The 26,904-nt window shown below is 33.7% G+C and carries 42 protein-coding genes and 1 pseudogene; 35 read left to right on the plus strand and 8 right to left on the minus strand.

Annotated features, from left to right (window positions below; translation table 11 throughout):
• Positions 1-63: 63 nt before the first annotated feature.
• The 3 genes from H3T96_RS00990 (at position 64) to mnmE (ending at position 2,726) form a co-directional block, all read left to right on the plus strand.
• The gene (locus H3T96_RS00990; RefSeq protein WP_065738616.1) at positions 64-627 is read left to right on the plus strand and encodes a DNA-3-methyladenine glycosylase I; all 564 of its coding nucleotides are present in this window, start codon (positions 64-66) and stop codon (positions 625-627) included.
• Positions 628-645: 18 nt separating this feature from the next.
• Positions 646-1,239: a YdcF family protein gene (locus H3T96_RS00995; protein WP_144091351.1), complete on the plus strand. Its 594-nt coding sequence runs from the start codon at positions 646-648 to the stop codon at positions 1,237-1,239.
• Positions 1,240-1,364: 125 nt separating this feature from the next.
• Positions 1,365-2,726, plus strand: coding sequence for a tRNA uridine-5-carboxymethylaminomethyl(34) synthesis GTPase MnmE (gene mnmE / locus H3T96_RS01000; RefSeq protein ID WP_086318505.1), 1,362 nt, complete (start codon positions 1,365-1,367; stop codon positions 2,724-2,726).
• Between the two features lie 169 nt (positions 2,727-2,895).
• On the opposite strand, the gene H3T96_RS01005 is transcribed toward mnmE, so the two are convergent.
• From H3T96_RS01005 to H3T96_RS01015, 3 genes are all read right to left on the minus strand, one after another.
• Complete coding sequence (locus H3T96_RS01005; protein ID WP_086326098.1) at positions 2,896-4,320, minus strand: MFS transporter; 1,425 nt, start codon at positions 4,318-4,320, stop codon at positions 2,896-2,898.
• Between the two features lie 15 nt (positions 4,321-4,335).
• Positions 4,336-5,508: a M20 aminoacylase family protein gene (locus tag H3T96_RS01010; RefSeq protein ID WP_144091352.1), complete on the minus strand. Its 1,173-nt coding sequence runs from the start codon at positions 5,506-5,508 to the stop codon at positions 4,336-4,338.
• A 396-nt stretch (positions 5,509-5,904) separates the two neighbouring features.
• Complete coding sequence (locus H3T96_RS01015) at positions 5,905-6,477, minus strand: RNA 2'-phosphotransferase (protein ID WP_144091353.1); 573 nt, start codon at positions 6,475-6,477, stop codon at positions 5,905-5,907.
• Positions 6,478-7,192: 715 nt separating this feature from the next.
• Here H3T96_RS01015 and H3T96_RS01020 point away from each other — a divergent pair.
• The 10 genes from H3T96_RS01020 to H3T96_RS01065 all read left to right on the plus strand — a co-directional run bounded on the left by H3T96_RS01020 (position 7,193) and on the right by H3T96_RS01065 (position 13,623).
• Positions 7,193-7,438, plus strand: coding sequence for a hypothetical protein (locus H3T96_RS01020; protein ID WP_086327749.1), 246 nt, complete (start codon positions 7,193-7,195; stop codon positions 7,436-7,438).
• Between the two features lie 792 nt (positions 7,439-8,230).
• Positions 8,231-8,605, plus strand: a complete 375-nt coding sequence (locus H3T96_RS01025) for a hypothetical protein (RefSeq protein WP_144091354.1) — start codon at positions 8,231-8,233, stop codon at positions 8,603-8,605.
• Between the two features lie 794 nt (positions 8,606-9,399).
• Positions 9,400-9,774, plus strand: coding sequence for a hypothetical protein (locus H3T96_RS01030; RefSeq protein ID WP_144091355.1), 375 nt, complete (start codon positions 9,400-9,402; stop codon positions 9,772-9,774).
• A gap of 279 nt (positions 9,775-10,053) precedes the next feature.
• The gene (locus H3T96_RS01035; protein WP_186279205.1) at positions 10,054-10,227 is read left to right on the plus strand and encodes a hypothetical protein; all 174 of its coding nucleotides are present in this window, start codon (positions 10,054-10,056) and stop codon (positions 10,225-10,227) included.
• Position 10,228: 1 nt separating this feature from the next.
• Positions 10,229-10,561: a hypothetical protein gene (locus H3T96_RS01040; protein WP_086351397.1), complete on the plus strand. Its 333-nt coding sequence runs from the start codon at positions 10,229-10,231 to the stop codon at positions 10,559-10,561.
• Positions 10,562-10,793: 232 nt separating this feature from the next.
• Positions 10,794-11,741, plus strand: a complete 948-nt coding sequence (locus H3T96_RS01045; RefSeq protein WP_144091356.1) for a hypothetical protein — start codon at positions 10,794-10,796, stop codon at positions 11,739-11,741.
• Positions 11,742-11,923: 182 nt separating this feature from the next.
• Positions 11,924-12,193 carry a hypothetical protein gene (locus tag H3T96_RS01050; protein ID WP_144091357.1) on the plus strand — a complete coding sequence of 90 codons (270 nt, stop codon included), beginning with the start codon at positions 11,924-11,926 and terminating at the stop codon, positions 12,191-12,193.
• 23 nt (positions 12,194-12,216) lie between these two features.
• A complete protein-coding gene (locus tag H3T96_RS01055) occupies positions 12,217-12,405 on the plus strand; it encodes a hypothetical protein (protein ID WP_086326628.1) in 189 nt (62 codons plus the stop codon).
• A gap of 148 nt (positions 12,406-12,553) precedes the next feature.
• Entirely contained in the window at positions 12,554-12,943 is a 390-nt protein-coding gene (locus H3T96_RS01060; protein ID WP_144091358.1) for a hypothetical protein, read from the plus strand.
• A 263-nt stretch (positions 12,944-13,206) separates the two neighbouring features.
• Positions 13,207-13,623, plus strand: a complete 417-nt coding sequence (locus tag H3T96_RS01065; RefSeq protein ID WP_086326626.1) for a hypothetical protein — start codon at positions 13,207-13,209, stop codon at positions 13,621-13,623.
• A gap of 43 nt (positions 13,624-13,666) precedes the next feature.
• Here the strand turns inward: H3T96_RS01065 and H3T96_RS14925 are convergent, their stop codons facing one another.
• Entirely contained in the window at positions 13,667-13,777 is a 111-nt protein-coding gene (locus tag H3T96_RS14925; protein WP_144091359.1) for a SymE family type I addiction module toxin, read from the minus strand.
• Positions 13,778-13,882: 105 nt separating this feature from the next.
• Between H3T96_RS14925 and H3T96_RS14880 the strand changes: the two genes are divergently transcribed.
• From H3T96_RS14880 to H3T96_RS01115, 11 genes and pseudogenes are all read left to right on the plus strand, one after another.
• Complete coding sequence (locus H3T96_RS14880; RefSeq protein ID WP_370545709.1) at positions 13,883-14,047, plus strand: RHS repeat-associated core domain-containing protein; 165 nt, start codon at positions 13,883-13,885, stop codon at positions 14,045-14,047.
• Positions 14,048-14,222: 175 nt separating this feature from the next.
• Positions 14,223-14,831, plus strand: coding sequence for a hypothetical protein (locus H3T96_RS01080; RefSeq protein WP_144091361.1), 609 nt, complete (start codon positions 14,223-14,225; stop codon positions 14,829-14,831).
• Between the two features lie 381 nt (positions 14,832-15,212).
• On the plus strand, positions 15,213-15,491 hold the full coding sequence (locus H3T96_RS01085; RefSeq protein ID WP_370545707.1) for an EndoU domain-containing protein: 279 nt from the start codon (positions 15,213-15,215) through the stop codon (positions 15,489-15,491).
• Positions 15,492-15,521: 30 nt separating this feature from the next.
• Positions 15,522-15,938 (plus strand): hypothetical protein, encoded by a 417-nt coding sequence (locus tag H3T96_RS01090; RefSeq protein WP_144091363.1) that lies wholly within the window; start codon positions 15,522-15,524, stop codon positions 15,936-15,938.
• 315 nt (positions 15,939-16,253) lie between these two features.
• Positions 16,254-16,370, plus strand: a pseudogene (locus H3T96_RS14930) (hypothetical protein); the annotation flags it as partial.
• Positions 16,371-16,403: 33 nt separating this feature from the next.
• A complete protein-coding gene (locus H3T96_RS14820) occupies positions 16,404-16,538 on the plus strand; it encodes a hypothetical protein (RefSeq protein ID WP_255518973.1) in 135 nt (44 codons plus the stop codon).
• An 11-nt stretch (positions 16,539-16,549) separates the two neighbouring features.
• Positions 16,550-16,771 (plus strand): Imm31 family immunity protein, encoded by a 222-nt coding sequence (locus H3T96_RS01095; protein ID WP_144091364.1) that lies wholly within the window; start codon positions 16,550-16,552, stop codon positions 16,769-16,771.
• A 26-nt stretch (positions 16,772-16,797) separates the two neighbouring features.
• Positions 16,798-16,989: a hypothetical protein gene (locus H3T96_RS01100; protein WP_144091365.1), complete on the plus strand. Its 192-nt coding sequence runs from the start codon at positions 16,798-16,800 to the stop codon at positions 16,987-16,989.
• Positions 16,990-17,213: 224 nt separating this feature from the next.
• Positions 17,214-17,420: a hypothetical protein gene (locus tag H3T96_RS01105; protein ID WP_144091366.1), complete on the plus strand. Its 207-nt coding sequence runs from the start codon at positions 17,214-17,216 to the stop codon at positions 17,418-17,420.
• 276 nt (positions 17,421-17,696) lie between these two features.
• The gene (locus H3T96_RS14935) at positions 17,697-17,990 is read left to right on the plus strand and encodes an EndoU domain-containing protein (protein ID WP_144091386.1); all 294 of its coding nucleotides are present in this window, start codon (positions 17,697-17,699) and stop codon (positions 17,988-17,990) included.
• 26 nt (positions 17,991-18,016) lie between these two features.
• On the plus strand, positions 18,017-18,268 hold the full coding sequence (locus H3T96_RS01115) for a MafI family immunity protein (protein ID WP_144091367.1): 252 nt from the start codon (positions 18,017-18,019) through the stop codon (positions 18,266-18,268).
• Between the two features lie 52 nt (positions 18,269-18,320).
• Here the strand turns inward: H3T96_RS01115 and H3T96_RS01120 are convergent, their stop codons facing one another.
• A complete protein-coding gene (locus H3T96_RS01120) occupies positions 18,321-18,461 on the minus strand; it encodes a SymE family type I addiction module toxin (RefSeq protein WP_198248563.1) in 141 nt (46 codons plus the stop codon).
• Positions 18,462-18,734: 273 nt separating this feature from the next.
• Here H3T96_RS01120 and H3T96_RS01125 point away from each other — a divergent pair, with 273 nt between their 5' ends.
• The 5 genes from H3T96_RS01125 to H3T96_RS01145 all read left to right on the plus strand — a co-directional run bounded on the left by H3T96_RS01125 (position 18,735) and on the right by H3T96_RS01145 (position 21,591).
• A complete protein-coding gene (locus H3T96_RS01125; RefSeq protein ID WP_144091368.1) occupies positions 18,735-18,992 on the plus strand; it encodes a hypothetical protein in 258 nt (85 codons plus the stop codon).
• 85 nt (positions 18,993-19,077) lie between these two features.
• Positions 19,078-19,581 (plus strand): hypothetical protein, encoded by a 504-nt coding sequence (locus H3T96_RS01130; protein WP_144091369.1) that lies wholly within the window; start codon positions 19,078-19,080, stop codon positions 19,579-19,581.
• Positions 19,582-19,905: 324 nt separating this feature from the next.
• The gene (locus tag H3T96_RS01135) at positions 19,906-20,088 is read left to right on the plus strand and encodes a hypothetical protein (protein ID WP_144091370.1); all 183 of its coding nucleotides are present in this window, start codon (positions 19,906-19,908) and stop codon (positions 20,086-20,088) included.
• A gap of 277 nt (positions 20,089-20,365) precedes the next feature.
• The gene (locus H3T96_RS14885; RefSeq protein WP_313902989.1) at positions 20,366-21,097 is read left to right on the plus strand and encodes an RHS repeat-associated core domain-containing protein; all 732 of its coding nucleotides are present in this window, start codon (positions 20,366-20,368) and stop codon (positions 21,095-21,097) included.
• Between the two features lie 11 nt (positions 21,098-21,108).
• On the plus strand, positions 21,109-21,591 hold the full coding sequence (locus H3T96_RS01145) for a hypothetical protein (protein ID WP_144091372.1): 483 nt from the start codon (positions 21,109-21,111) through the stop codon (positions 21,589-21,591).
• 43 nt (positions 21,592-21,634) lie between these two features.
• Here the strand turns inward: H3T96_RS01145 and H3T96_RS01150 are convergent, their stop codons facing one another.
• Complete coding sequence (locus H3T96_RS01150; protein WP_144091373.1) at positions 21,635-21,838, minus strand: SymE family type I addiction module toxin; 204 nt, start codon at positions 21,836-21,838, stop codon at positions 21,635-21,637.
• A gap of 340 nt (positions 21,839-22,178) precedes the next feature.
• On the opposite strand from H3T96_RS01150, the gene H3T96_RS01155 reads away from it, so the two are divergent.
• A complete protein-coding gene (locus H3T96_RS01155; RefSeq protein WP_086326617.1) occupies positions 22,179-22,529 on the plus strand; it encodes a hypothetical protein in 351 nt (116 codons plus the stop codon).
• 72 nt (positions 22,530-22,601) lie between these two features.
• On the opposite strand, the gene H3T96_RS01160 is transcribed toward H3T96_RS01155, so the two are convergent.
• Positions 22,602-22,835 carry a SymE family type I addiction module toxin gene (locus H3T96_RS01160; protein ID WP_144091374.1) on the minus strand — a complete coding sequence of 78 codons (234 nt, stop codon included), beginning with the start codon at positions 22,833-22,835 and terminating at the stop codon, positions 22,602-22,604.
• Between the two features lie 301 nt (positions 22,836-23,136).
• Between H3T96_RS01160 and H3T96_RS01165 the strand changes: the two genes are divergently transcribed.
• The gene (locus H3T96_RS01165) at positions 23,137-23,487 is read left to right on the plus strand and encodes a hypothetical protein (protein ID WP_086326619.1); all 351 of its coding nucleotides are present in this window, start codon (positions 23,137-23,139) and stop codon (positions 23,485-23,487) included.
• A 72-nt stretch (positions 23,488-23,559) separates the two neighbouring features.
• On the opposite strand, the gene H3T96_RS01170 is transcribed toward H3T96_RS01165, so the two are convergent.
• Positions 23,560-23,793, minus strand: coding sequence for a SymE family type I addiction module toxin (locus tag H3T96_RS01170; protein ID WP_144091375.1), 234 nt, complete (start codon positions 23,791-23,793; stop codon positions 23,560-23,562).
• 54 nt (positions 23,794-23,847) lie between these two features.
• On the opposite strand from H3T96_RS01170, the gene H3T96_RS01175 reads away from it, so the two are divergent.
• The 4 genes from H3T96_RS01175 to H3T96_RS01190 all read left to right on the plus strand — a co-directional run bounded on the left by H3T96_RS01175 (position 23,848) and on the right by H3T96_RS01190 (position 26,610).
• Positions 23,848-23,988, plus strand: a complete 141-nt coding sequence (locus H3T96_RS01175) for a hypothetical protein (protein WP_172386430.1) — start codon at positions 23,848-23,850, stop codon at positions 23,986-23,988.
• Positions 23,989-24,136: 148 nt separating this feature from the next.
• Complete coding sequence (locus tag H3T96_RS01180; RefSeq protein ID WP_172398396.1) at positions 24,137-24,439, plus strand: contact-dependent growth inhibition system immunity protein; 303 nt, start codon at positions 24,137-24,139, stop codon at positions 24,437-24,439.
• A 548-nt stretch (positions 24,440-24,987) separates the two neighbouring features.
• Entirely contained in the window at positions 24,988-25,401 is a 414-nt protein-coding gene (locus H3T96_RS01185) for a hypothetical protein (protein WP_144091376.1), read from the plus strand.
• 1,005 nt (positions 25,402-26,406) lie between these two features.
• Positions 26,407-26,610 (plus strand): heavy-metal-associated domain-containing protein, encoded by a 204-nt coding sequence (locus H3T96_RS01190; protein WP_198226913.1) that lies wholly within the window; start codon positions 26,407-26,409, stop codon positions 26,608-26,610.
• The last annotated feature ends 294 nt before the right edge of the window (positions 26,611-26,904 follow it).

Below are 26,904 nucleotides of genomic sequence, written 5' to 3' on the forward strand. Positions count from 1 at the left end.
TTTGATTTATAATTTAAATTAATAAATTTTTTAAAATACTTAATAATTTGGATGAAAACAGGAATGAATAATACTAATAAAACACGCTGTGATTGGGTTTTAAATGACCAAATTTATATTGATTATCATGATAATGAATGGGGAATAGCCCAATATGATAGCTTAAAATTATTTGAAAAAATCTGTCTTGAAGGACAACAGGCAGGATTATCATGGATTACTATTTTAAGAAAGCGCGATGAGTATCGTCGTTGTTTTTTTAATTTCGACCCTTATAAAATCATCCAACTTATGCCTGAGGATATTGAACATTTGCTTGAAAATAAAGGATTGATTCGCAACCGATTAAAACTCAACAGTATTGTCAAAAACGCTCATGCCTATTTAAATATGCAAAAAAATGGTGAAGATTTTTCACAATTTATCTGGTCTTTTGTTGATAATAAACCGATAATCAACCACTTTAAAGATAAGAGTGAAGTACCTGTTAATACTGACATCTCTGATCGAATGTCAAAAGCATTAAAAAAACGAGGATTTTCCTTTGTCGGCTCTACCATATGCTATGCTTTCATGCAATCAATGGGACTTGTCGACGATCATTTTGAAAATTGTTTTAAAAAGTGAAATAAGGGGTAATGTTAAATGAAATTAATAAAATATGGTTTTTTATTAATATTAATCTATTTTATTGTCTGTAACATTGTTATCTATATTTATGCTGCGAAAAAACCGAGTCTACATGCTCAAACCATGGTTATATTAGGCACACAAGTCATTGGTACTCCCGCTATACCATCGCCAACTTTAGCTGACAGATTAGATGTCGCTGTTCAATATCTAAACCAAAATCCTCAAACTAAAGTGGTTGTATGTGGTGGACAAGGTGAAGACGAATCAGCAACAGAAGCCAGTGTAATGGCAAAATATCTTATTGATAAAGGGATAGAGGCAAACCGAGTTTATCAAGAAGATAAATCAAGGCGCACTGCTGAGCAATTTATTTTTGCCAATCAGGTGTTACCTCTAGGCAACACGGTGGTCGTTACCAATGATTTTCATATTTTACGCTCAATAATGCTTGCTAAACGTTCCGGTGTGCATGATGTATCGGGTTTATCGGCACCATTAGCGTTTAATAATGGTGATAAGTATGTTGCATTAATTCGCGAGCCACTTGCATTAGCAAATTCTTGGCTCTTTGATCACCCTAGTGATAATACAAAAACCACAAATTAACTACGAAACGATGGATAAAATACGCTAAAATTAACGAATAACGGCAAAAGCGTTAGTCACTACTGTTTTTGCCGAGCGTCCATGATATCATTAATCATCAAAATTTAAATTAGCTATAAACAAATATGAAATCAGATACAATTGTTGCGCAAGCAACACCACCTGGTCGAGGTGGTGTAGGTATTTTGCGTATATCAGGCCCTAAAGCGCAAGAGGTCGCGCAGGCAGTATTAGGTAAATTACCTAGACCAAGGTATGCCGAATATCTTCCATTTTTAGCTAACGATGGCTCAACACTTGATGAAGGTATTGCTCTATTTTTTCCTAATCCGCACTCATTCACTGGTGAAGATGTCCTTGAATTACAAGGACACGGCGGCCCGGTTATTTTAGATTTACTTTTAAAACGCGTACTTGAAATCGCTAACGTGCGCATTGCCAAACCGGGTGAGTTTTCGGAAAGGGCATTTTTAAATGATAAACTTGATTTAGCCCAAGCCGAAGCGATTGCTGACTTAATTGATGCCAGTTCAGAACAGGCGGCCAAATCTGCTATTTCATCTTTGCAAGGTGTATTTTCTAAAAAGGTTAATGCACTGGTTGAATCCTTGATTCATTTGCGTATTTTTACGGAAGCGGCTATCGATTTTCCGGAAGAGGAGATTGACTTTCTTTCTGACGGTAAAATAGAAGCAGAACTGAATCAAGTTATTGAACGATTAAACGAAGTTCGCCAAGAAGCTAAACAAGGCACTCTATTGCGCGAAGGGATGAAAGTGGTTATTGCTGGTCGACCAAATGCCGGAAAATCCAGTTTACTTAATGCGTTAGCTGGACGTGATGCAGCTATTGTTACCAATATTGCAGGTACTACTCGCGATGTACTTCGTGAACATATTCACATTGATGGTATGCCTTTGCACATCATTGATACCGCTGGACTACGTGAAGCAAGTGACGAAGTAGAGCGGATAGGTATTGAGCGTGCATGGCAAGAAATCGAACAAGCCGATCGCGTTTTATTTATGGTCGATAGCACAACAACGAATGAAACTAATCCCGAAAAACTTTGGCCAGAATTTATTGAACGATTACCAAAAAATATACCTGTTACAGTGATTCGCAACAAAGCAGACTTAACGGGCGAGGCACTTGGTTATAGCGAAGAAGAGGGATATGCGCTTATTCAATTATCTGCTCGAACAGGAGAGGGTGTGACATTATTGCGTGAGCATCTAAAACAAGCTATGGGATTTTCGAGCAGTACAGAAGGTGGCTTTTTGGCTCGACGTCGTCATCTGCAAGCACTTGAAAAAGCCTCTGAGCATTTAAATAATGGTCAATACCAACTTATAACATTCCATGCAGGAGAACTCTTAGCCGAAGAGTTAAGATTAGCTCAAGAAGCCTTAAGTGAAATCACTGGGCAGTTTACTTCTGATGATTTATTAGGAAGAATATTCAGTTCATTCTGTATTGGCAAATAAATTAAATATGCCAAAAAATTCATACTGTTAATGAATATTTCTCATAATTAACCCCATATTGCTTTTTAAGCTTTATGGGTTTAATCCATCTATCTTTAAAAAAATAGGGATAGTAGTTAAAAGTTCCACCCCAATGATAAGTTTTAATATTATAAAAAGTTAACCAGATTTATTTATTCTTACCGGCATTGCTTGGAACTAAAATTAAAATTGAAGTAAAGCATAACAGACAAAATCCAACACTAATCCAGAGTCCTAGTGCTGCAGCTATTGCTATGCTTTGACCACTGGCAATAATTGCTGAATAGGTGGATGCTGAAATGGCTACACCAAATGCACCGCCTAATGAGCTTGCCATTTTATAAATTCCTGATGCAATACCGACCTTATCTTCAGGAGCGCTTGATATTGCGGTATCGATTGATGGCGTTGCATAAAAACCTAAGCCAAGACCAAATAAAATATAGCCCCCCAACACCGAAATAATATAAAGCGTATCGGGTAAGAAAGTCAGCGTCATCAACGCAATTCCTGAACCAGTAATTAATGGCCCGAGTAACATTGGTTTTTTTGCGCCTACTTTTTGTAAGATTTTTTCTCCAACTCGAATCATACATAGCACTGACACTAAATAACCAATGGTCAATAATCCATTTTCGAAAGGTGTAAAGCCTCGTCCTTGTTGGGTATAAGTACTGGCAACAATTAATGTACCGGCAACAGAATTGAGCAGAAAGTTAGATAAGGTAGCACCACGGTAAGGAACATTTTTAAATAATGAAAAATCGATAAAAGCGCCACTCGCTTTACGTGTTTCAATAACAAAAAATAAAATAAGAAAAACAAAACATACCGTAGCCAAGGATAATGTCACGACACTTGTCCAACCAAATGTTGATCCTTTAGTTATCACAAGATTTAATGAAACCAGAGTAATAACAAAAACAAATAGTCCTACATAGTCAAATTTTGGCAAACTTGAAGGATCTTCAATTTTGGTTTCTGGTGTACCTTTCAATAACAGCATACCGAGCACAGCACAGATGATAGAAATAATAAAAATCCACTGCCAACCCAAATAAGTTGCTATAGCACCGCCAGCAAGCACACAAGTACCTGAACCGCCCCAAGAGCCAATCGACCAAAAACTTAATGCGCGCTGGCGCTCTTTACCTTGAAAATAAGTTTTCACTAATGCCAAAGTAGAGGGCATAATACAGGCAGCAGACAAACCTTGAATAATGCGTCCAATGATGAATAACACTTCACCTTGAGCGAAGATCAAACAAAGGCAACCAATAATACTTAAAATAAAACCTAAATAGGTAAAACGAACCCGCCCAAAACGATCAGCAAGTCCGCCAGCAACCACAATAAAACAACCAGAAAAAAGGGCGGTCAAACTCACCGCCAAATTAAAAGACGCAGGTGTAATACCGACAGAATGCTGAACTGCTGGCCCAACATTGACAATTGATTGAGCAAAAAGCCAAAAAGTAATGACCCCTAATACAATACCTAATATTAACCGGTTATCATTTTTAAATGGCACAGCTTCAGAATTTGTTGAATTTGACATATTTAAATTTGCCATAGATGTACACTATCCTTATTTACTTAAATATGTTTCAGTTAATGCAACCCAATATGACGCAGCAGGAACAATACATTTATCATTAAAATCATAACCAGGATTATGTACACTACAAAAACCAGGTTCATCACCATTGCCAATAATCATGTAACAACCGTTTGGATTACTCTCTAACATAAAAGCAAAATCTTCACTGCCCATAAAAGGATGGCAATTATCATGAACGCGATCTTTACCGACTAATTTCTGGGCAACGTCAAATGCAAATTTTGTTGCATCCTCACCATTATGTAAAACAGGGCTACCATTGACATGCTCGATTTTAACGCTGGCACCAAAGCTTTCTGCCTGCAAAGTGGCAATTTCAGTAATACGTTTAAGTAATAACGTTCGAGTATCATTATCTAATGCTCTAACGGTTAGTTTCATAAGTGCATTGCTATTAACAACATTCGGCGCTTCACCAGATTGAATACAACCAATGGTGATAACAGCTTGCTCAAATGGAGAAACATTTCGAGAAACAATACTTTGCAGTGCGGTGCCGATATAACATGCGACAAGGGTTGCATCAATTCCTCGTTCAGGCATGGCGCCGTGAGCACCTTTGCCTTTAATATTGATATGAATGGTATCGGATGAGGCCATAAGTGCACCGGCTCTAAAATAAAAATGGCCTTCTTTGAATCCGGGCATATTATGAAGACCGAAAATAACATCACAAGGAAATTTTTTAAATAAGCCATCATCCACCATCACCTTTCCACCATACAATAACTCTTCTGCAGGTTGAAAAATGACATATAACGTGCCATCAAAATTACGGGTTTCGGCAAGATATTTAGCAGCACACAGTAAAATAGTGGTATGCCCATCATGACCACAACCATGAAATTTGCCATGGATAAGACTGCTCCAAGGTTTACCGGAGGCTTCAACTATAGGTAAAGCATCCATATCGGCTCGGATACCCATTTTTTTATTACTGGTACCATTTTTTAAAACACCAACGACGCCTGTTTTGGCTAACCCTCGATGAACCTCGTATCCCCACTCAGTCAATTTATTTGCAACCAAATCGCTGGTTTTATTCTCTTCAAAACCTACTTCAGGGTGTTGATGAATTTGATGTCGAATCTCAATAAATTCTTGTTCTGTTTTCCTAATTGTTTCCATAATATGTTGCATTTTTCGGCTCCTAATTAACCTGAATATCGTTTATGAAAAAAATAAAAAAAAGACAACTACACATCTGAGCCAAGATCAAAATGAAAAACAGCAGACAAATTAATCACAACACCTGCTTAGATGAATAAATATACAATACCCTCAATTTTTGCTGATGTCGATGATTTCTATCATGTAATATTTGAAAATTGTTATGTCAAACTTGTATTAAGATATGAATTTACGAAGAATAAGGATAGAATGCGTTAAACTAACCGCACTATTATCGATTCTAAAAAATAGAAATAGATTTGTCTAATAGAGATACTCTAAATTAATCTAAAAGTGTGCACTACCTTAACTAAATAATTTTATACAAATGAATAAAGATTATTTTTTTAGTTATACCGATTTATTTTAAATAACTTCTAAAAATTGGCTTGGCACATTATTCGTTAACCAAACCCCATTATCGGCTAAATAAAACTTAAAACCTTGTTGAAACATTGCTAACGCTTTAATTCTTAAGACAATTGGTTTTCCATGACGTTTACCAACGGCTACAGCTGTTTTTTCATCAATTGAAATATGAACATAATAACGTTCGCCTGCAATCAAACCTTGTTGAAAAATTGAATCAAGAAAATGGGTTGCTGTACCATGATACAAATATTCAGGCGGGGTTTTCTCATTATACGCTATATTAACTTGCTTAGTTGAATGCCCTTGTGCTGCACGAATTTTTAGATTATCTTCGGACAGAGTAAAGCGTTTTTTATCATTGGTTCTAACGACTTCGGTAATTAAATCTTGAGAAATTTGCATACCATGTTTCTTCGCTTGCCGAATTAAAACATCTACTCCAACCCAACCATTACTATCTAATGTGATACCTATCGCTTCTGGTTTATGCCTTAAAATATAGCTTAAAAATCGACTAATCTTCTCTAAATCTTTACTTGTACACTTAATATTTGATTTTTTACTCATGCACTTAATATTTGAACGGTTAAATAATAAGTTTGATTTTATCTTTTATTAAAAGTAATACAAGGTATATTGGTAATATTATTAAAATATACTCTAAATTATCAAACATATATAATCATATCAAATGCAAAAATATTAATTAAATGGTATACAGTTCTAAATTATTTTTACAAAAAATATCGACTAACTATATTTAAAGGTATCTGATGCAATTATCAATAATCTTTTATCGATTTATTCTAACTAGTTTTTTGCGTTAACCTAAAAAAAGGATGATTAATCTATATATTTCAAAGTCAATTATATCGTTACCAATTTTATTTCTGTACTGCTTGCTTTTTTTTATCTGAACTGGATGTAATATTCATAGATTTGGTGATAAAATAAACAATAAATAGTTTTTAATTTAGATAACTTCATTAGATGCCCTTTTTTATCTGGTTTTTTTAATAGTTATTTAGAGCTTGTGGCACTATTGAAGTTATATTTACCGATAATTTTTTAAGTTATTTTCTTTCATTTTGATCTGATAAGTAAGTCAAACACAATTACTGTTTTATTTTGAAGCAATATAAATAAGTATTAATTAGTATTTTGATAATTACTAAACCTGCTGCGCAAAGCTTTATATCCACTATTACTAAAAGAGTCGTAAGTTTCGCTAGATGAGAATTAATTAATAATAAAATTAATAATTTAAAAAGGAGAAAGTAAGATGAAGTATAGAAAATATTTAGCATTATTGTTTTTATGTATAGCGATGCCTTTACTGTTGTTTTTGATTATTTTAATTACAAGTTTAATATCTTCAATTTTGTTTTATTTTAATACAAATCAATTTGTAATTAACACTGAAGATATATATATAGCCTGCAAAATAGCACCTTTGGGTATTCCAACCGGAATTTGTCTCTGGTATTTAGAATGCCGTCGTTTAGGAATTAAGATGTTTGGCAAATAATTAAGATCCCAGCCTAAAAGCTGGGATTTTTTATATTTGGAGCTACTTCATATTTCAAAAACACAACAATTAACTTACTATTATTAAAAATAGCCAATAGAAAATAGAAAAAATACAAAAAAATGAACTATGTATCTATTCTGACTATTTAATTCCAAACGAAATTATATTTTCTTTTATCATTGGCGATATTCCTAGCTATCCGGATACTACTTAATTAACAGATTATGGTGAATCTGCACCCGATGCTGAAATTGGTTTCTCTGCAAATCTTAAAGAGCGTTTAGATATACTTATTGATACATTAATCGACATAATTAAAATCACGTATGCATCAAAAATGGATGTTTTAATAAATGATTGAAATCAACTAGAAACCATAAAAAAATAAAAATGAATGCGATTTGCTTTCAGATTTCCAACAAAATCCATTGCATTACAAAAAACTGAGCCATAAATGAGAAAGCAAAACATACGGCGATAATGGAAAATAAGCATCTTGGTAAATTAAAGCAGAATTATTGACTCCACATTCTACAAACATCAACAATTTTGTTATCGAAAACTGAGCTTTATATCATCTGATCAATTCTTGGCAAAATATATGCCTGTGTTTGAGTTGATGTTGAACAATTTGCAACAATTCATAGTATTGAAGAAGTTGAGATATTAAGATTAAAATACGCTATTTATTATATATATGAAAAGTTGGTAAAGCTAAAGATTGATATTTAATGATTTTATGAATCTTCGCAGAATTTAGGGATATAAATAATTTAGGTTGGTTATTAAATGAAATATTATGCAAAGTTAATATCTGTAAATGAAAATGTTGAAGAAGAAGTTATTTTCGCTTTTGGAGAATATAACATTTGTTGTTTTGTTGATTATTCTTCTGTACCGCTTCACGTAGGAAATATTTATTTAGTAGAACTTGGTTTATGGTTTAACGATGATATACAAATTGAAGCATCGAAAGATAAACATTTTTTTATTAAAAGAGAAAGAGAGACATTTAAACATATTATAAATGGTTATTTATTTGAAGATAAATTAATATTATCAAATTTGATCTTTCAAGATGAATCATTCTATGATTTTTCTTATTTTGAGAATGATTTTATTACTCTTGAATCTGATAGAATAACTGTATCAATCATTGATTAATAGTAAAAATTTGGATTATATTATAATTACAACATTTCAACGACATTATAACTGCTCATACCCTGTTGATTTAGGGTGATGAAAACACTTATTAGACTTCGCTAACACAATAACTTAGAACAACTCAACAGGATTAAATAAATTCTGTCCAAGAACAGAAGCGAATAAAAGAACGATCCGGACAATATCTAATGGATATAAGGTCTCTAATGGAGCAGATACAGTAACAGCGGCAACAAATTTAGATCATTCGATCATTTAATCCTAAATAAAGTTCAAAATGGTAATTACAAAGTTGTTTAAGATCATGCTGTTGTTTTTAACTTAAACTATGACCAAGCCATAGTTAACCTTTAGATAATTAGTTATGATTAGCAGATTAGATACGGTGAAAAATCATGAATCTACGTGTTTATGAATTGTATTATTTTTTCCATATTGTTCTAACTCTTTGAGCATTTAGACTAATACATTAAAAACATAATGCCTAAAACTGCTTTTACCGACTTTTGCCTACATTATGACTTGTTTATTTATGTTCAAACATAATAAAACGGTATAGACACCTGAATTATTTTTACAGAAAAACTATACTAAACCAAAATAATCAAATAATTATCATTTTTTCAGGCATATGATATTATGTCGGCAATAACACTGACTTAAAAAGTACAGTAATTACCCTCGAAACCGAAAAACTTATAATGAAAAAAATATATTTATTAAGAACAGCATTAAGCGATACTTGCTTTTTTATTCAAGACTATCCTAAAGAATAAATAAGGGAATAAAACATGAATAAAATAAAATGGATTGCTCAAGTAATAGCTCAGCCTTATGAAATTCAGAAAAGTTTGTTTCCTGATTTTGCTAATGTAGCTGATGAACTAGCCGTTGAATGGGAGGGAGCTTTAGATGAGCTAAATATTACCTCTATAACAGATGAACAACGAAGTGTAATTAAAAAACTAGATGATTATATGCTGTCTATTAGTGGACCTGCTAATATTCAATACTGGAATAATACTGCACTTTGCAAAAGTGTAGAATGGCAGAGAATGCGAGAAATGGCTATTGATATTTTATCTATAATGCATTGGGAAAAAACTGTTCCAGCTAAGCCTAAGGCAATCTATATTAATCAGGATAATGTAAGCATCATGTCTTAAATATATATTTTATTTATTATTCTTTAGATCTGCATAGCAAACCTAATAATTAACTTATCATCCACGATTGTTATGATTACTGGCATGAATTTTAGCTCTTCTAGTCAATATTCTTTAATGAGACATTTTTGATCACAACAATATTCAAGTAATTGGGCTACAGCAAGTCTTGATAAGGTTATTAATGAGTTCGCAGGCTCAAATCCAATAATAACTACAACTGAAAAAGGAAAAAGAATTTATACTAATCCAACAACAGGTATACAGGTGGTTGAGGATTTGTCTGGAAACTACTTCCGAATTTATAACCCTAATATTTCGGGAAAAAGGGCTTATCTGGATTTGAATGGTAATATTCCTAACAACAAATTATTAGAAAATGGAAAAGAAGCTGGCCGAAGTCAAGGTGAATATAATGCGGTAACTCATTTTAATATAAAAAGGAATAAATAGTATGAAATATATATCCGTTCCAGTAAATAAAAGTGCAATGGAGCGCCTAGATTTAGATAATTGTGTTGATGGTGATTTGATTGAATTAATTCTTGATGAAGATAATTATACAAATCTGTTAGAGAGTAATGTTATTAATCAACTTAATAATGAATTAGATATAAACATTGATGATTATGAAGATGAAAAGATAATCGATCTTGATAAGCTTATAAAGGCTAAAAGTATTATTCAAAATTCAATAGTATCCAATAATAGCGAAATGTTGATTCAATTATTAACTCAAGTTGATAATGCAATAAAGTATAAAACAGGGCTATTTTTTTATTTTTAAATGTAATAGTAAGGTCCTCACCTAAATCCTGTTAGGATCTTACTTTGATATCTATACTTTTATCTCAAGTTTGATAACTAACAGCATTTGCTGCTCCTCAAATAAAAAATGCCAGATATTTAATATAGATCATTTAGATTCAAATATTTATGGTCGAGTAATTTTTAATGGTAGCGTTTTTTTAGAACTGGAAGAAGAGAATATCCTGCCATTAATAATTGGATGTGATGATTTGGTTGGCGGTTATGAAGGTATAACCAAAATAAATCGCCAAAAAGAATCAGAAGTAGCAATGAAGAATAAAATTCTAGACATCAGTAGGTTTAATAATATTGAGTCACCAATATGGGATTTTGACTTTTTAATGGAGTATCTTCCTAGTCGTGATGGCTATAGAGAAGCGATAAAAAATTATGCTTTGAAAATAATATGGCAATCTGACAGAGTTGCAAATGAGAATAAAGTTATCATTCTAACTAATAAAAAAACTATAAATAATATTATGAAATATAAAATAGATCTAACTAATTGCTATTGTATTGATTTTGACTGTTTAAGCGGAATGGAATGTTATTCGTCTTTACCTACCATAGAAAAAGAGACCGCAACCTTTCGAATGCATTTAGAAAATGTTTCGATAAATATGGTTGAAGATATATGTCGTAATCAGATATTATCCGTTAACCCGAAAAGTATCATCAACATTGATAAGGATTTAATCATATTAGCTAAAAAGGCCTTACTTATTATTGAAAATATTCGCTGCTACGACTTAAGAGTTATTCATAATAATCATGATTATTACCACTCATCTGGCTTAAAGTTTAATATAAAAGACCGATTTGTAGAATGTGGTGGTAAAGATACACAACATTTAGATTCAGATATTTTTAGTCAAGTGATCTTTAATGGTAAAGTTTTTTTAGAACTGGAGGAAGAGAATATCCTACCATTTATCATTGGATGTGATGATTTGGTTGGCGGCTATGAAGGTATAACCAAAATAAATCACCAAAAAGAATCAGAAGTGGCAATGAAGAATAAATCTTTAGACATTAGTAGGTTTAATAATATAAAGTCATCGATATGGGATTTTGATTTCTTTATGAAATATTTTTCTAATGATAATGGCTATGACCAAGCTATCGAAAGTTATCCTCCGACTAACAACTCATCATAGATAGAGTTAAATGAATAAAAAAGTTATTCTTTGAATATTGATTCAATTATTAACTCAAGTTGATAATGCAATAAAGTATAAAACAGGGTTATTTTTGAATTTAAATGTAATAGTAAGATCCTTATCAAAAAACTTTGAGGATCTTATTTTGACATCTATAGATAAATTTAAGGAGCATCCTAATGCTGAATAATATTATAAATAAGCTTCCTGATGGAAGAGCTGAAAATGAGTTAGCTCATTATTTAAGAAAGCTACCTGAGCATGAAAGTTCAGCTTTGATGGAAACTCTGCTAAAACATAATTCTGATGTAGTTAGAGAATCCTCACTAAGATTGATCCCGCGTGTTATTAGGGATCGTAGTGTGTTGATAAAGTTTTTAGACATGGGATTAGAAAAAAAAATGTCTCTGGAACTAAGCCTTGGATTAAAGCGACGGTATCTGGATTAGGTTATAAAAAATTACTTCAGCACATGAAAAAAGTAGCTGAAACAAACCCTGACTGGATACTATATGCTTGGTATCAATTAGTTCCTCTTGTAATAAAGGAAGCTCCCGAAAAAATTCAGTATTTGCAGGAGATAGAAAAAATTATTGATGCTCATTTATGTAATGAACTAAAAGGCTCATGGTTAAGAACCAAGGAAGCTGTACCTATCTAATTAGACTTATTATCCTCACCTAATCGGTGTGGATTTTGTTTTAGCTTTTAACTCGATGATTGGGAATTAAAGTTAGCACCACCTAAAAAACCAGGTGATCTTCCTGCTGTAATTCACGCTCGGCTAGTTAAATAAAAGGGGGGTGTTAATGAGTATTAATTTAAATGATCCTATCAAAATATTTTTTGATGAGATAGAGATAGATGATTATTTACCATCAATTAAATTTAAAATTGATATTAATATGGAACAGTTTACTCATCATTTAGCATACAGTGGTGAAATTTGGATTGATTGTAATGTTTGGGATCTTTTCTCCAAAGGACTTAATAAGGGAGAAAGCGCAGTGTTACATGATATGAGTAATATTTTCATTATAAAAATAATAAAAAAACATGATGATATAGAGTTCACATGGTCAGTTAAGAGACAAGCTCAAGAGGGAAACGTTATGACGGCTTCCTATAGTAGTAAGATTACTGATGATGTTTATTCATTAATCAGAAATGAATTTACTAATTATCCTCAATGGTGGTAGATAGTCAGATCCCCACCCTGTGAGAATCTGACTTATATGGTCCAAATAATTCAATCTGGTATGAGACTAAATCAGGACGCTATTGGCAAGATCATGCTCAGGCAGGTAGTAAAGGATTTAAGAAATTTAAATCCGATGTGGATCTTATGCGAGTATTGCCAAGTAAAATGGTGCGTCTTTTGAAGTCCATTCTAACACACCTATCCCTCAGCATGTTAAAGACTGGTTAACATCAAAGAACATACCGTTTAAGGAATATTAATATGGGAATGCAAGTCAGCATAGATATAAATTTTGCACAAGAATATTCTCCTAAAGAGATATTAAAGTGCCTAATAAATAATGGCGGGAATATTTATTATCAAAATATGGTTACTTATCTATCGTCAAATGATATCGATGATTATAACTGGTTAAATATCGACATGAATTTGTTCAATTTAGACGAGTTTATAAACTCTCATAATATTATGGATAAAATCGGTATAGTGATGGTTTATGATAATGAATCAGGGGGTAATTTATTAATTTACCCTAACTATTTATCTATGTCATTGTCAATAAATCGTCAGTATTTATCTGGGGAAGAGATTCCAGATTTTAATTGGTATCTAAAAAAAATGAGTGTGTTTTTAAGAAATATAAAGCTATCTAGCATACAATGTGAAACCATCTACTAATGAATAATCCCCACCTAACCCGTGGGGGATCTTGTTTTACCTCTTAGCTCAGTCCCTCACTCCTGATAATCAATAACTCCTGCTGCGCATCGATGTTGACTGGCTGACCGGTGGTAAAGCCGAAGGCTTTAAGCCAGCGGCTTTTAATGGTCATAATGGTCGGGAACGAGGGGGGTGAGATTTACTACTACTTCAATGACCAACTGGGGGGACACCGCAGGAGTTAGTGACGACTCAGGGGGAGATTGTATGGAGTGCGGTGTATAAGTCTTATGGTAACTTAGCGATTGATTATCAAACGGTATCCCAACCGTTGCGACTACCGAGACAATATTTTGATGAAGAATCGGGGTTACATTATAATCGATACCGTTACTATGACCACACTGTGCACGTTACATTAGTCAAGACCCGATTGGTTTAGCGGGGGGTGAAGCAGTAAAAGTTGCTGGAGAGTTAAAAATAGAGGCTGATGGAACATTAGTAATAAATAGTCAGTCAGGTCGCTATCGTGCACAATCAACTGATGCATTGAAGCAGTTAGAATTACACTTTTCAAATATGAATATTAAAAACATAACTACTAACGAGGTTCTCCATTGATTATTCGTAATAAATTAAAAAAAATAGATCTTTCAAAACCAGGAGCAATTACTGAAATTGATTTAATCCTCCATTCTATAGAGGACATGCCAAATTTATCCTTGGGGCAAATTTTTACCCTATGTCCTGAAAGAGAAGATATTGGCAGCATATTAGTAGGACTATGTGCTGCATTATTTTATTTAAAATGCCCAGAGTTTAATTTCGCTGAATGGAAAGTATATAAAAATAGAGATTTTTCATTTGAAGAAAAGCAATTAATTATTTCTGGTTTACTTAATGTAATAAAATACTCGCACATTGAAATTAGTGATGAAATTGATGCATTAGATTATATTTATGCCGCCTGTCTTGCTTTATATACAATTTCCCCTGAAAAAGCAGAGGCAGAACTAGTTAAAGAATTAAAATTAAAACCTACAGAATCTTTAATTGAAGCCTTAGGAATGTTGGTTGGTCATTCGTTCAAGGGTTATATTACCAAGGAAACATTTTTATTACTTAAACATTTTGCAGAGAAAAATTCAGGGGGACTGAGTGATAGAGCAAAAATAGTATTAAAAGAAGATGTGGAAAGAATGAATGCTATATATCACTTTTTATAAATGAACTAACTTATTTTTAGCCTTTCCATCAGGAAACTTATCTATAGGATAACAAAAGATGGCTTAGGTTGTATAAGGCAAAATAGCAGAGCCTTATATTATTCAAGATGAACGCTATGAGCAGAATTAATCGCAATATGTAAAAATGCCTATAGTTACATGGCTAACCCAATCACTTGGATAGACCCTTTAAGGTTGAATTAAGTTTGTCTGGGAACAGAAACTGGAAAGGGGGACGAGTGGGGCTGTATCTAAACTAACACCTGAAATGGAGAGTAAAATTTTAGCAGGTCAACGTATTGAAGGCTCAAATAAAATAATTGGTGGCATTTTCCAAGTATAAATGATGCTAATCCTAAATATGCAGTAGAAACGATAAAAGTGAATGCTGATGGAACGCGAACTGTAAAATATACAACTCAGTTTGAGGATGGGAATTTGTCAAAAATAAAAACAAGCACCTTATTTCCTGAAAGTTGGTCAGATAAGAGTATTGTTGATTCTGTTAATAAAATTGGAAATACTAAGCCTATAGGAGTAAGACCTTCAACTGGTGAAACTCTTTATCGAGGAACTGTTAATGGAGTGGAAATCGATGTCATTAAAAAAGGTAATGACATCACGGCGGGCTATCCAGTCGGAGGTAAACCTACACCGTGATTTAATCCTATAAAATAAAAGAGATAAGATATGTATAATAAATTTGATGTGTGTGTATCTGATTTTAGCAAGGAAAGTGAGCCTGGCGATTATTGGTATGATTGCGCTATTTTAGAAACTACTGAAATACTTAAAGAATTCAATAGTAATGATTGGGAGTTATTATTAACTCAACTAAAGCTTAAGCCTATTTTTTGGCAAAAAAGGCTTATAGAATGTTTGGGGGATTTACATAACTCACATGAATTAGAAGCTCTCCTAAATATTATTAACACAAATAATGAGGACTTATTTATCTCTTGCATTGATACATTAAGGCTTCTAAATTTATCTAATCTAGATAATTCTAAGAAAGAGCAGCTATTATCAAAAATAGATATTTTATTGCAGAATGCTAGCTCACCGGTAAAGCGTGTTTTAGCAGAGTTCATTAAAAAAGCTAGTTGAATGAAAATTAAATCCCCACCTACAGTGGGGATCTGACTTACTATCTTTTAGAACTGCATAGCAAGTTCAATAATTAACTTGTTGCGCTCAACTTTAATCACCACCGCCTGTACGGCATAAAAGCCTATCTGCTCCAGCTAGAGCCCCTTTATGGTCAGTTGCGGCTAGGGTTGGGGCTGCCCAGATTAGGCGTGTAACCCACGGTATAAAACCGCTCAGTAATGGGGTGTGTAGGTGCTTTGCATGTGGTTGATTTTAGCTTAAAATGTGTCTTAGCCATAGTTAACTCCTTGATAAGACGTTTATCCGTTTGTATTCAAACGACAATATCGTACAACAGAGGTGGAAGTAAGCTCGGTATTTAGCTACGGTTGGAGTCATTCATTGCAACATCAATTTGTTTTTAATGACAACGACCATTCCATTACCTGATCAGACCATGAAAACCTTGTCACTCAGTTACCGATGCCGGATAAGGAAATCGCCGCATCGTTTAATCATATGGACGAAGCCACCGTATGGTTAATTGCAGCTTGGTTGGCAAGTCGTGATGGTTCAAATTTAAACGTATCTTTAGATGGAAAAATAACGCATAAATAGTTGAGATTACGATGATAGATAAAATTGATTTTTATTCAGAAGTTGAAGTTCTTCCTACTACCAAGCATAAACAATATTCTGGGAGGAAAGGTATAGTTATGGGGGTTAGTGAGGAAGATGATATTTTGTATGGGTATGCAGTGTTATTGCATGATAAAGATACAATAGATTGTTTTAATAAAGAAGATGTTATTCCTACAGGTAAAAAATTCAAACGAGAAGATTTTTACTGAGTTAGTACACGATCCCCGCTTACTCAGTGGGGAACTTATTTATTGCTGGAAAGGGGACGACTATAACAAAACCTGCTACAGGAGCAGAGAATGCCGTCAATAATCCTAAATTAAATGCTCAATTAGCATCTCAGGAAATAGCTAATGGTCATGCTTTTGATAAGCAAGTTTTACAACGAGGTGAATTTAATTCCTTAGATATTAGAACACGAGCATAGTTCCAACAACATGTTGAAAACGTTATTAATAACCCAACAAACGTACGTTATTACTTTGACTAACGAGTTGCTTATTTAGATTCAAATACAAGAACGGTTGTTATAAGAGATCCGAGTAAAGGTGAAAGTACTGCATTCAGATCCGATTATGATATTGGATGGGATAACTATATTAAACGTTTACCAACCCAAAAAACACCGCAATGAATTAACTGAGATTTAAAATGAATATACTAGAAAAACAAAATAATTTATTAAATGTTCAAATGAGTGAAAGGGAGTTTAACTTAATAAGAGAGCTTGAATCTGCTGTTTTAGTTTCATGCAGTGTAAATGAAATTCCTACCTTAACGGGATGGACTAGAGAAGAGCTTTTAGAATTTGGAGACATGCTTAGTGAACTAGCAGAGAAATACAATATTAATCTATAACAGAATTAATGCTTATTAAATCCCCACGTTGTCGGAATCTGACAATTTGACGAGTGCGGACGATTACGTCAACAAACTCTACAACTTCATCAAACCTTAAGTAAATCAATTGAACGCCGTTATGATTATAATGTTGTTGGTGAGCTAACTGGCTCAACAACAACATCTATAAGTAGTCCAATTGCATTGAAAGAATTTGAATCAGCATTAAATATTGCAATAAAACAAAATGGTATTGTTAATGATAAAATGATTCATGGTGGGAATTAGGAGTTTATACTACCAGCGCCAAGAGAAGCAGGACAAACAGTTTTCCCTAAAGAATGGCCAGCAGATAAAGTTGTTCACGAAATCGGAGATATTGCAACATCACCTAATACACAATGGTGTGCACAAAATGGTACTGGAGGCCTTTATACTAAAGCAGGAAATCCAGCAAGATGGGCCGAATACGAAGTTAGAGACGGAGTAAGAATTAGAGTTATTTATGAGCCAGCAAATGAAAAGATAATAACGACATTTCCTGACAGTGCACCAGTTCCGCCAAATTACAAACCAATAAGTAAGTAAAAAATAAAAAAAAGGATCAAATAATTATGTTAATTAATGATTATATAAAAGAATTAGGTAATTTAATAAAAGATAGGCTAGATCCTGAGTTAGTAGATTATGCTTTGGATTACATTAATCATTCAGAAAATGTTTTAGCTTTTGAAACATTATGTGATCATATTGCAGATTTTGATGTGAAAATTAGTGAAGATGAATATCAAAAAGTACTTCATATTGTTGATTTATTAGGTTTGGATTTAGATAATCGATATTTATATATAAATCCCAATAAATAACTTGTTAAATCCCCAGTCTAACTCTGATCTAGGATCTAATTTTTATAAGTTCCTAGATCTGCATAGCAAGTTCAATAATTAATTTATTTCGTTTAACTTTAATCAACACGGCTTGTCCGGCATAAAAGCCTATCTGCTCCAGCCAACGCCCCTTTATGGTCAGTTTCGGTCTGGGGTTGGGTCTGCCCGCCATTAGGGCTGTAACCGACCGTTAAGCTGCGCTTTGGCCGTGATTTTACCGTTCTGGTTTTAGTAATGGTTGTTTTTATCTTAGAATGTGCCTTAGCCATAGTTAACTTTTGGTAAGTAAGTTATGGATGGTTTCGGGCGTTTATCTGAGATTCATGATGGGCAATGACCATTGGTGTAGCAATATGATAAATGTGGTGGTATTACTTAGGAGCATCAAAGGTTTAGTCGTCAATCTAACCATCAATGGGAGTACGGTCAAGAAATCCGTCGCCATATGGGACGTTTTGGTGAGTTGACCTGCCGTCATCAATTTGACGAATACGGACGATTACGTCAACAAACTCTACAACTTCATCAAACCTTAAGTAAATCAATTGAACGCCGTTATGATTATAATGTTGTTGGTGAGCTAACTGGCTCAACAACATCTATAAGTAGTCAAATTGCATTGAAAGAATTTGAATCAGCATTAAATATTGCAATAAAACAAAATGGTATTGTTACTGATAAAATGATTCATGGTGAGAATTAGGAGTTTATACTACCAGTGCCAAGAGAAGCAGGACAAAATATTGTTGTAAAACATGCTCGATATAATCCTAAATAAGAGGCTGAAAATGCTTAAAATTATTAATGTTAATCCAATAGTCAACAATACAGTTGAAATTGATTATCATGTTCCTTTTACTGTTAATGTAGATGAAAAAAACGTTTGCAATGAAAAAAAAATCTATTGGCGGACGGGTAATTTTAGTAATTCATTATTAGAAATTGGAATTGGTGAGAAATCCGGTGATCTAAAAAATATTGTGCTAACAATGGTTAATAAAGCGAGTACTGAAAATATAGAATTTGAAGTGTTAGAAATATCAAAAGGGATTCCTATTTTCGATATATCCATGTTACATAAAAATATTTATGATCATGTGTCTGAATATTCTGTATCGCTAACGACTAGTAGTGTTTTAGTTGTTTTCTCTGAAAAACGAGTAGTGAAAACACTTATTAGGATGGAGAGGGTTGAAATGGGATTCGGTTTTGAAAATGAGCTAATTTTTATTAAAGTTAATGAGTTATCACTTATTGAGTATCAAGATCTTAAAGATAGCTTTAGGCTTTAATTTTGTATTATAGATGGTTTTACAGGTGATTCGTATGTATTTATATACTTGGCTTATTGAAGTGAATAAACGGTATTAGGAATTACAGGAAGATATATTAATACTGGAAACCCTAATGGTCTCCCTGATGTTAATAAACCAACAAACATATTTATAATTCAATCAAGCCGATGGCCGAAGATTGTACCCGTGAATCCAAATAAAGGAGGGCAATAAAATGAATGATGTACAGTTATTACTATCTGCACAAAGAGCTATGTTATTTAATATATCGCCTAAATTTAGAATGATATCTATAGACGTCGATCGTGCTGGGGTGCTAAAGTGCTGGTTATTATTTCAAGTGAAGTCGATGAAGAAGAAAAAGATCTTATGTACTCATTCGCAGGGGAAATAGAAGGCGATTACTCAGAAATATTATCAACAAATGTAGAATTTCTTGTCAATTGTGATGATATTAATCTTATTCCTCGATTACCTAAAATAGTATTTTCACTTTATCAGTAAGCAAAAATCCCCACCTAACCGTGGGGATTTTATTTTACCTTTTAGCTCAGCCCCTCAATCCTGATAATTAACAACCTTTGCTGTGCATCGATGATGACTGGCTGATCGGCATTATCCGTATGATGAATTTGATAATCTGATTCGTGAACGTCGTGGTAAACGCCAACATACCGAACACTGCTTTACTTGGGATAGTTAGCATCGATTAATCGAGTTTAAGAAAATCCGTCATTACCATGGTTAGTGACGACTCAGGGGGGAGATTGTATGGAGTGCGGTGTATAAATCTTATGGTAACTTAGCAATTGATTATCAAACGGTACCCCAACCGTTGCGACTACCGGGACAATATTTTGATGAAGAATCGGGGTTACATTATAATCGATACCGTTACTATGACCCACACTGTGCACGTTACATTAGTCAAGACCCGATTGGTTTAGCGGGGGGTGAAAATGCCTATAGTTACGTGGCTAATCCAATCACTTGGATAGACCCATTGGGGTTGGATGAAGTTTGTCCGGGAACGGAAGCTGGAAAGGGGACTACAGGTGCGACACAAGCGGTAAGAGAAGCGATTGGAGTGCCTGCAACTCAATCTAAAAATCCGTTAAATCCAGTACAGCAATATGATTTTCACGGAAATGAGATTGTTTATCGGACTATGTCTCCTGAGCAATTTAAGCAATTTGAAAGAACAGGTATTATGTTGGCAACGACAGAAACCTCAGTTTCGCCAGTTCTAAACTATTCGTCAGAATATGATGGTATAACAGTAAAAATTACAGTTAAACCTAGTACATTCTCCGAGCTTGAAAAAATAGGGATTGCAGCGAATGAAGCTGCAGCAAAACAACTGCCGAGTATGTCAACTCAAACAGGAAAATGGATGGATATCAATACCCGTTTTAAAATTGAAAGTGGGCAAATGACGACCCAACTTGGGCAAGGTAAAGGAATGGAAATTCTTAATAATAATAATATTGTCTATTTTGAAAAAGTGCAATAAAAGGAAGAATTATGCTATTAAAGTTAGAAAATACAAAAGTGCCTATGAAATTGGTATATCTTCTTTCTGAAGAGTTACAAGCTAATCCAGAACAGATCACTTTAACTCAAACTCTCACACTGGATCATTCAAGACCTAATATGGGTCTTAAAGGTACTAATGGTCTTTTTGGCTCCCAAGAATGGTGGAATAGTATTGAGAAAAATAAAATGCCTTTACTATTTATTTCAGGAATTATAACTAGAACCTATGTCGCGGGACAAAATCCATCATTGATAGATAACAGCTTCAGTTTATTATTAGATGATGGATCAGTATGTGAAGAAAGTATTTATAATTATATAAAAGAAGATGATAAAAAGCTTTTTAGAGTCGGAGCCAAAGTTAATATTATTTATGCTCGTGATGAGTTGAAAAGAAGTGGGGCTAATGGAGAAAAGATCTATTTAGATATAGTGCTAGAAATGGCAGTTTCATTAGCGCCTGTTGAATAAGCATTAATCCCCGCTTTAACCAATGGGGATCTTTTATTGCTTTTTAGATCTGCATCGCAAGTTCAATAATTAACTTGTTGCGCTCAATTTTCACCACGACAGCCTGCCCGGCATAAAAGCCGAGCTGCTCAAGCCAGCGTCCTTTAATGGTGAGCTGTGTGGTCTTGAGTTGGGATAGCAAAAGTCGCTGGGGACGTAACCGATGGTATAAAAACGCTCGGTAATGGGTGGGGTAGGCTCTTTGCATGTGGTTGATTTTACCTTAGAATATGTCTTAGCCATAGTTAACTTCTGGTAATTAAGTTATGGATGGTTTTGAGCGTTTATCTGAGATTCATGATGGGCAATGACCATTGGTGTTGCAATATGATAAATGTGGTGGTATTACGCAGAAGCATCAAAGGTTTAGTCGTCAATCTAACCATCAATGGGAGCACGGTCAAGAAATCCGTCGCCATATGGGACGTTTTGGTGAGTTGACCTGCCGTCATCAATTTGACGAGCGTGGATGATTAGGTCAACAAACTATGCCAGATAGTTCACGTAAACTTATAACAACAACAATTCCAAAAAAAGGAAAAAAATAAATGTTTATTCGAACTTTTCCAGATGAAATAGATTTGTTAGCTTTTTTTGAGGGAGAGCCTACTTTTCAGGATACAAAGGATTTACACTTTGCATACCAATATACTGATCAAAATGAAATGTCTATACTTTTTTCGTTTAGTGCAACTGGAGGTTGGATACAAACAATTACAGAGTATAAACAGCAAAGAATAGCGCACAATCTAATGGAGGGTGTAGAATACTTTAAGATTGAAAAAGATGTAGAAGGTGAGTACATAACGACCGAAGTTGAACTAGAGGATACAATAACAAAGGTTGTAATAAGATTGCAACCTTTTATATCTACTAAATTTTCAACATTAATAAGATGATTTATTAGCTGAACTGTCTTTGATTTAATTATAGGGTTGATATTATCAAGGACAGATCTAGATTACTTTATTTTAGAAAGGCTCCTCAATCCTGATAATCAATAATCCCTGTTGCGCGTCGATGATGATTGTCTGACCGATGGTAAAACCGAAGGCTTCCCGCCAGCGATCTTTAATGAACTGTTGCGGTCTGGGGTTAGGTCTGCCCAGATTAGGCGTGTAACCCACGGTGTAAAACCAATCAGTAATGGGTTGTGTGGGCGCTTTGCATGTGGTTGATTTTAGCTTAGAATGTGCCTTAGCCATAGTTAACTTCTGGTAAGTAAGTTATGGATGGTTTCAGGCGTTTATCTGAGATTCATGATGGGCAATGACCATTGGTGTTGCAATATGATAAATGTGGTGGTATTACGCAGGAGCATCAAGGATTTAGTCGTCAATAAGCCATAAATGGGGGCAAGGTCAAGAAATCTGCCGCCATATGGGACGTTTTGGTGAGTTGACCTGCCGTCATCAATTTGACGAGCGCGGATGATTAGGTCAACAAACTATGCCAGATAGTTCACGTAAACTTATAACAACAATTCCAAAAGAAGGAAAAAAATAAATGTTTATGGAAACTTTTCCAGATGAAATAGATTTGTTAGCTTTTTTTGAGGGAGAGCCTACTTTTCAGGATAGAGAGTATTTACACTTTGCATACCAATATACTGATCAAAATGAAATGTCTATACTTTTTTCGTTTAGTGTATTTGAAAGTTGGATACAAACAATTATAGAGTATAAACAGCAAAGAATAGCGCACAATCTAATGGAGGGTGTAGAATACTTTAAGATAGAAAAAGATGTAATAGGTGAGTACCTAACGACCGAAGTTGAACTAGATGGTTCAAGAACAAAGGTTGTAATAAGATTGCAACCTTTTATTTCTACTGAATTTTCAACATTAACAAGATAATTTATTAGCTGATCTGTCTTTGATTTAATTATAGGGTTAATATTATCAAGGACAGATCTAGATTACTTTATTTTAGAAAGGCTCCTCAATCCTGATAATCAATAACCTCTGTTGCGCGTCGATGATGATTATCTGACCGATAGTAAAGCCGAAGGCTTCCAGCCAGCGGTCTTTAATGAACTGTTGCGGTCTGGGGGGAGGTCTGCCCAAATTAGGTGTGTACCCCACGGTGTAAAACCCATCAGTAATGGGTTGTGTGGGCGCTTTGCATGTGGTTGATTTTAGCTTAGAATGTGCCTTAGCCATAGTTAACTCCTGATAAGTTAGTTATAGGTAGTTTGGGGCGTTTATCAGAGATTGATGATGGACAATTACAGAAAATGTAAAACAGCAACCTCATTTACAGATAGAGCGACAGCTGAAGCGATTACAAGCAAAGCGATTGATGCAAATCAATCTAAGATAAATAATGATTTATTTGGAAACCAAAAGGCTATTTAGAGATTGATTATAAGTCATCGTCACCAATATGAATTAGTATTTCAAAGGGGCAAACAAGCGCAACTCAAGTCTCAAATGCCAGAATTATTATAGCAAGAGCCTTTTCAATGCCTACCAGTTATAAAATTATTACGGGATATCCAATACCATGATTGCAACAGAAAAATATCCTGCATTATCTTATTATTTGAGATGCTATTTGAATCAAGATTTTGAAGAAATCTTTGGGGGAGCTAATGAATCTTTGTTGTCCTATAAAAAAACAGAAACAGATCAAGAACAACAAGAAATGATAAAAGAAATTCAATCATTGATTGACTCTTCATATAATGAAAACGAATTACAAAAAATTATATTAGATGATATTGATTGTAATTATTATTATCTGAATGAATGGTCATCAAGCAAAGATTGGCTAGTACATATGCTATTTATATTACAGAATTCATAATGGTAAATAATATACATCTAGTTATTGGCTAAATAGTAAATTATAAAATTAAGTAATCCTCACCATCTTGTGGGGATCCTCTTTTTATCTGTTCTTAGATCTACTTCGCAAAAGAATAATATTCCTTATAATGACAGAATTACTATCGATGGGTGGTAATTACAGTTTAGACCATCTAGATCAGTAGCTGAATTATCAACAATTATTTATGCACGATATACGGGGCGCACTAATGGATATCTTAATTAATAATCCAATAAAAATTTCTATAGACACAATTGGAATAGATGAGCATTTACCTTTATTAGAATTGTGCATTTCGATTGATATTGAAAAAGTGGTTGCGAACTAAAAATGTAGATCCTAAAAATTCAATTAGTCGGCAAAATTCAAATATGATGCCAGATTCAGATATTAAAAGACGAGTAAAGGATATAAAGCGAGTGAATTTGACGCCCCTCAACCTATAGATGTAGCTATCATTAATGGAAAAATGATTAGTATTAAAGATTATCATACAGCAGCGGAGGCTCTTTCGAGATACTGATATGAAAAAATATATTAACGAAATGATCCAATTACAAAATAGTTTACTGACTGTTTTTAAGAGGAATTACCCTGAAGTTAAGGATTACAATCTATTATTAGATTGTCCTAGAAGAGGAGAAATAGATATTCATGGACAAGAATGGTTATTTAAAAAGCATGGTAAGGGGTTGGAATTCATAAGAAAGAAACCTCTACCTGAGCTCGTTGTTAACATGCATAACTATTTTTCAGAGCCGAATGTACTGGATGAATGGCGATTAGAGCAATATCTTGAATCAAAGAGTGTGCCTTATTCTAAAATTGATCTTAGTAATTGTCTAAATGAACTGACATTAGCCAGTGTTTTAAAAAAAATATCAGAGCAACAGTATAAGTTAAATGAGGAGAGATTACAGGATTTAAATTACCAATAAAGCATGATTACCGCCAGTAATTCTCTTCACATGCATAAAAGGAATTAACATATTTGAATTCACCAAACGCTCAACTTGGCTAACAAGAAATTGAATATTTATTAAATAGCATTTCAAAAGAATTAAATAAATTTCGTGTTATTTATGCTTTATATGTAATAAGTTTTAGTAGTTTTGATTATAGCGATGAAGAAGATAAAGTAATGGTTGGTAAAACCATTGGAATCGTGATGATTATTAATGGTTTTGACGGAAATTTTACTTTATCTATACTAACAGAAAGCAAATTATTAACAGCCCCCAAAAGTATAAGTAGTAATACTGCAAGAAAAGTGTCAACGGAACAGAAAGTAAAGCTGGAGAGTATCTCGAAGACTTCAATCCATCACCAACCTCAGAGGGGATAGTTCAATAAATAATCGGTAATGGTGCTCAGGTAACAATTAATACCGAGCACATTTTAAATGGTGAGATTAAGACTCATAAAAACGGCAAAAAGTTGATACAGAAGGCATTATTTAAAAGATCCAAATATCAAAGTAGATAAGTGGACTGGTTAAGCAGATGCGAATGGTGTCTCGAAAGGATATATATCAGTCAGAGCCCCTAATACTGTCAGGTAGTATAAAGAGCAGAATGAAACAATATTCTTCCCTAAGCATTGGTCTAAACGTTAAACTGAAATAGAAATTAAAAGTGCTTTTGAAAACCACCCGCTCCGATTGATATAGGGTTTATTACTGAGGAGGGTAAGAGGCGATTGAACTCTATAATAGTTTAGAAGAATCTCATCAAATTCCTCACGTTTACTAATCAGATTCTTCGTCTAACTAGCGGGGGAAATTTTACTGCTTTTTAAATATTCCAAACTATTTTTTTTATCAGTTTATTGGCGTAATATAGTCGTTACGCCTTACTTAGCTAGCAAACTTATTTTTATTTAGGGGATACCTTAATTTTGCTAAATGAGTAATTAAATTATTAAATAACCAAAAGGGGTTAATGATGAAATTAATAGTCGATAATATGAGTTGCCAACATTGTGTCAATACCATTACTAAAGCAATCAATGCTATCGATTCCAAAGCGAAAGTAACGGTAGATCTTGCTAAGCATGAAGTTGATATAGAAGGTGGTACAATCTCGCAAGAAGCAGCCATTGCAGCAATTAATGACGCTGGATTTGAATTTGTGGGTATTTCGTATTAGAAATTAATAATATCTACTTAAATATTAATAAATTTAGGCGATTAATTTAAAAATCGCCTTTTTTATGTCGCAGAATAATTGAAGAAACGCTAAAGCAAATTCTCTAAATATTTTAATAGATTATGTTTAGTTTTTGTAAAAATTATTCAGGAGTCTATACCGTCATAAATGGGTGCTTAACTCTGATGAATCCCCTAATGATTTTGGTAAAAATCATTAAGTTAAGGTAGATACACATCTTGTCATATGATCAAATGGTTTCGCCAAAAATCAATAATCAGACAACAAAATGTG

The organism is Gilliamella sp. W8136 (genome assembly GCF_016101285.1).
In the GTDB taxonomy this organism is placed as follows: domain Bacteria; phylum Pseudomonadota; class Gammaproteobacteria; order Enterobacterales; family Orbaceae; genus Gilliamella; species Gilliamella apicola_N.

Coding starts and splice junctions, on each gene's coding strand:
- H3T96_RS00990 (WP_065738616.1), top strand. CDS start 64: ATGAATAATACTAATAAAACACGCTGTGATTGGGTTTTAAATGACCAA.
- H3T96_RS01060 (WP_144091358.1), top strand. CDS start 12,554: ATGAGTATTAATTTAAATGATCCTATCAAAATATTTTTTGATGAGATA.
- H3T96_RS01090 (WP_144091363.1), top strand. CDS start 15,522: ATGTATAATAAATTTGATGTGTGTGTATCTGATTTTAGCAAGGAAAGT.
- H3T96_RS01005 (WP_086326098.1), bottom strand. CDS start 4,320: ATGGCAAATTTAAATATGTCAAATTCAACAAATTCTGAAGCTGTGCCA.
- H3T96_RS01170 (WP_144091375.1), bottom strand. CDS start 23,793: ATGGCTAAGGCACATTCTAAGCTAAAATCAACCACATGCAAAGCGCCC.
- H3T96_RS01040 (WP_086351397.1), top strand. CDS start 10,229: ATGAAATATATATCCGTTCCAGTAAATAAAAGTGCAATGGAGCGCCTA.
- H3T96_RS01120 (WP_198248563.1), bottom strand. CDS start 18,461: ATGGCGGGCAGACCCAACCCCAGACCGAAACTGACCATAAAGGGGCGT.
- H3T96_RS01015 (WP_144091353.1), bottom strand. CDS start 6,477: ATGAGTAAAAAATCAAATATTAAGTGTACAAGTAAAGATTTAGAGAAG.
- H3T96_RS01050 (WP_144091357.1), top strand. CDS start 11,924: ATGCTGAATAATATTATAAATAAGCTTCCTGATGGAAGAGCTGAAAAT.
- H3T96_RS01185 (WP_144091376.1), top strand. CDS start 24,988: ATGAAAAAATATATTAACGAAATGATCCAATTACAAAATAGTTTACTG.
- H3T96_RS00995 (WP_144091351.1), top strand. CDS start 646: ATGAAATTAATAAAATATGGTTTTTTATTAATATTAATCTATTTTATT.
- H3T96_RS01025 (WP_144091354.1), top strand. CDS start 8,231: ATGAAATATTATGCAAAGTTAATATCTGTAAATGAAAATGTTGAAGAA.
- H3T96_RS01150 (WP_144091373.1), bottom strand. CDS start 21,838: ATGCAAAGAGCCTACCCCACCCATTACCGAGCGTTTTTATACCATCGG.
- H3T96_RS14925 (WP_144091359.1), bottom strand. CDS start 13,777: ATGACCATTAAAAGCCGCTGGCTTAAAGCCTTCGGCTTTACCACCGGT.
- H3T96_RS01180 (WP_172398396.1), top strand. CDS start 24,137: ATGATTGCAACAGAAAAATATCCTGCATTATCTTATTATTTGAGATGC.
- mnmE (WP_086318505.1), top strand. CDS start 1,365: ATGAAATCAGATACAATTGTTGCGCAAGCAACACCACCTGGTCGAGGT.
- H3T96_RS01160 (WP_144091374.1), bottom strand. CDS start 22,835: ATGGCTAAGGCACATTCTAAGCTAAAATCAACCACATGCAAAGCGCCC.
- H3T96_RS01095 (WP_144091364.1), top strand. CDS start 16,550: ATGATAGATAAAATTGATTTTTATTCAGAAGTTGAAGTTCTTCCTACT.
- H3T96_RS01020 (WP_086327749.1), top strand. CDS start 7,193: ATGAAGTATAGAAAATATTTAGCATTATTGTTTTTATGTATAGCGATG.
- H3T96_RS01155 (WP_086326617.1), top strand. CDS start 22,179: ATGTTTATTCGAACTTTTCCAGATGAAATAGATTTGTTAGCTTTTTTT.
- H3T96_RS01145 (WP_144091372.1), top strand. CDS start 21,109: ATGCTATTAAAGTTAGAAAATACAAAAGTGCCTATGAAATTGGTATAT.
- H3T96_RS01175 (WP_172386430.1), top strand. CDS start 23,848: ATGATGGACAATTACAGAAAATGTAAAACAGCAACCTCATTTACAGAT.
- H3T96_RS01190 (WP_198226913.1), top strand. CDS start 26,407: ATGAAATTAATAGTCGATAATATGAGTTGCCAACATTGTGTCAATACC.
- H3T96_RS01115 (WP_144091367.1), top strand. CDS start 18,017: ATGTTAATTAATGATTATATAAAAGAATTAGGTAATTTAATAAAAGAT.
- H3T96_RS01055 (WP_086326628.1), top strand. CDS start 12,217: ATGAAAAAAGTAGCTGAAACAAACCCTGACTGGATACTATATGCTTGG.
- H3T96_RS01105 (WP_144091366.1), top strand. CDS start 17,214: ATGAATATACTAGAAAAACAAAATAATTTATTAAATGTTCAAATGAGT.
- H3T96_RS01065 (WP_086326626.1), top strand. CDS start 13,207: ATGGGAATGCAAGTCAGCATAGATATAAATTTTGCACAAGAATATTCT.
- H3T96_RS01165 (WP_086326619.1), top strand. CDS start 23,137: ATGTTTATGGAAACTTTTCCAGATGAAATAGATTTGTTAGCTTTTTTT.
- H3T96_RS01030 (WP_144091355.1), top strand. CDS start 9,400: ATGAATAAAATAAAATGGATTGCTCAAGTAATAGCTCAGCCTTATGAA.
- H3T96_RS01010 (WP_144091352.1), bottom strand. CDS start 5,508: ATGCAACATATTATGGAAACAATTAGGAAAACAGAACAAGAATTTATT.
- H3T96_RS01125 (WP_144091368.1), top strand. CDS start 18,735: ATGGGACGTTTTGGTGAGTTGACCTGCCGTCATCAATTTGACGAATAC.
- H3T96_RS01130 (WP_144091369.1), top strand. CDS start 19,078: ATGCTTAAAATTATTAATGTTAATCCAATAGTCAACAATACAGTTGAA.
- H3T96_RS14820 (WP_255518973.1), top strand. CDS start 16,404: ATGCCGGATAAGGAAATCGCCGCATCGTTTAATCATATGGACGAAGCC.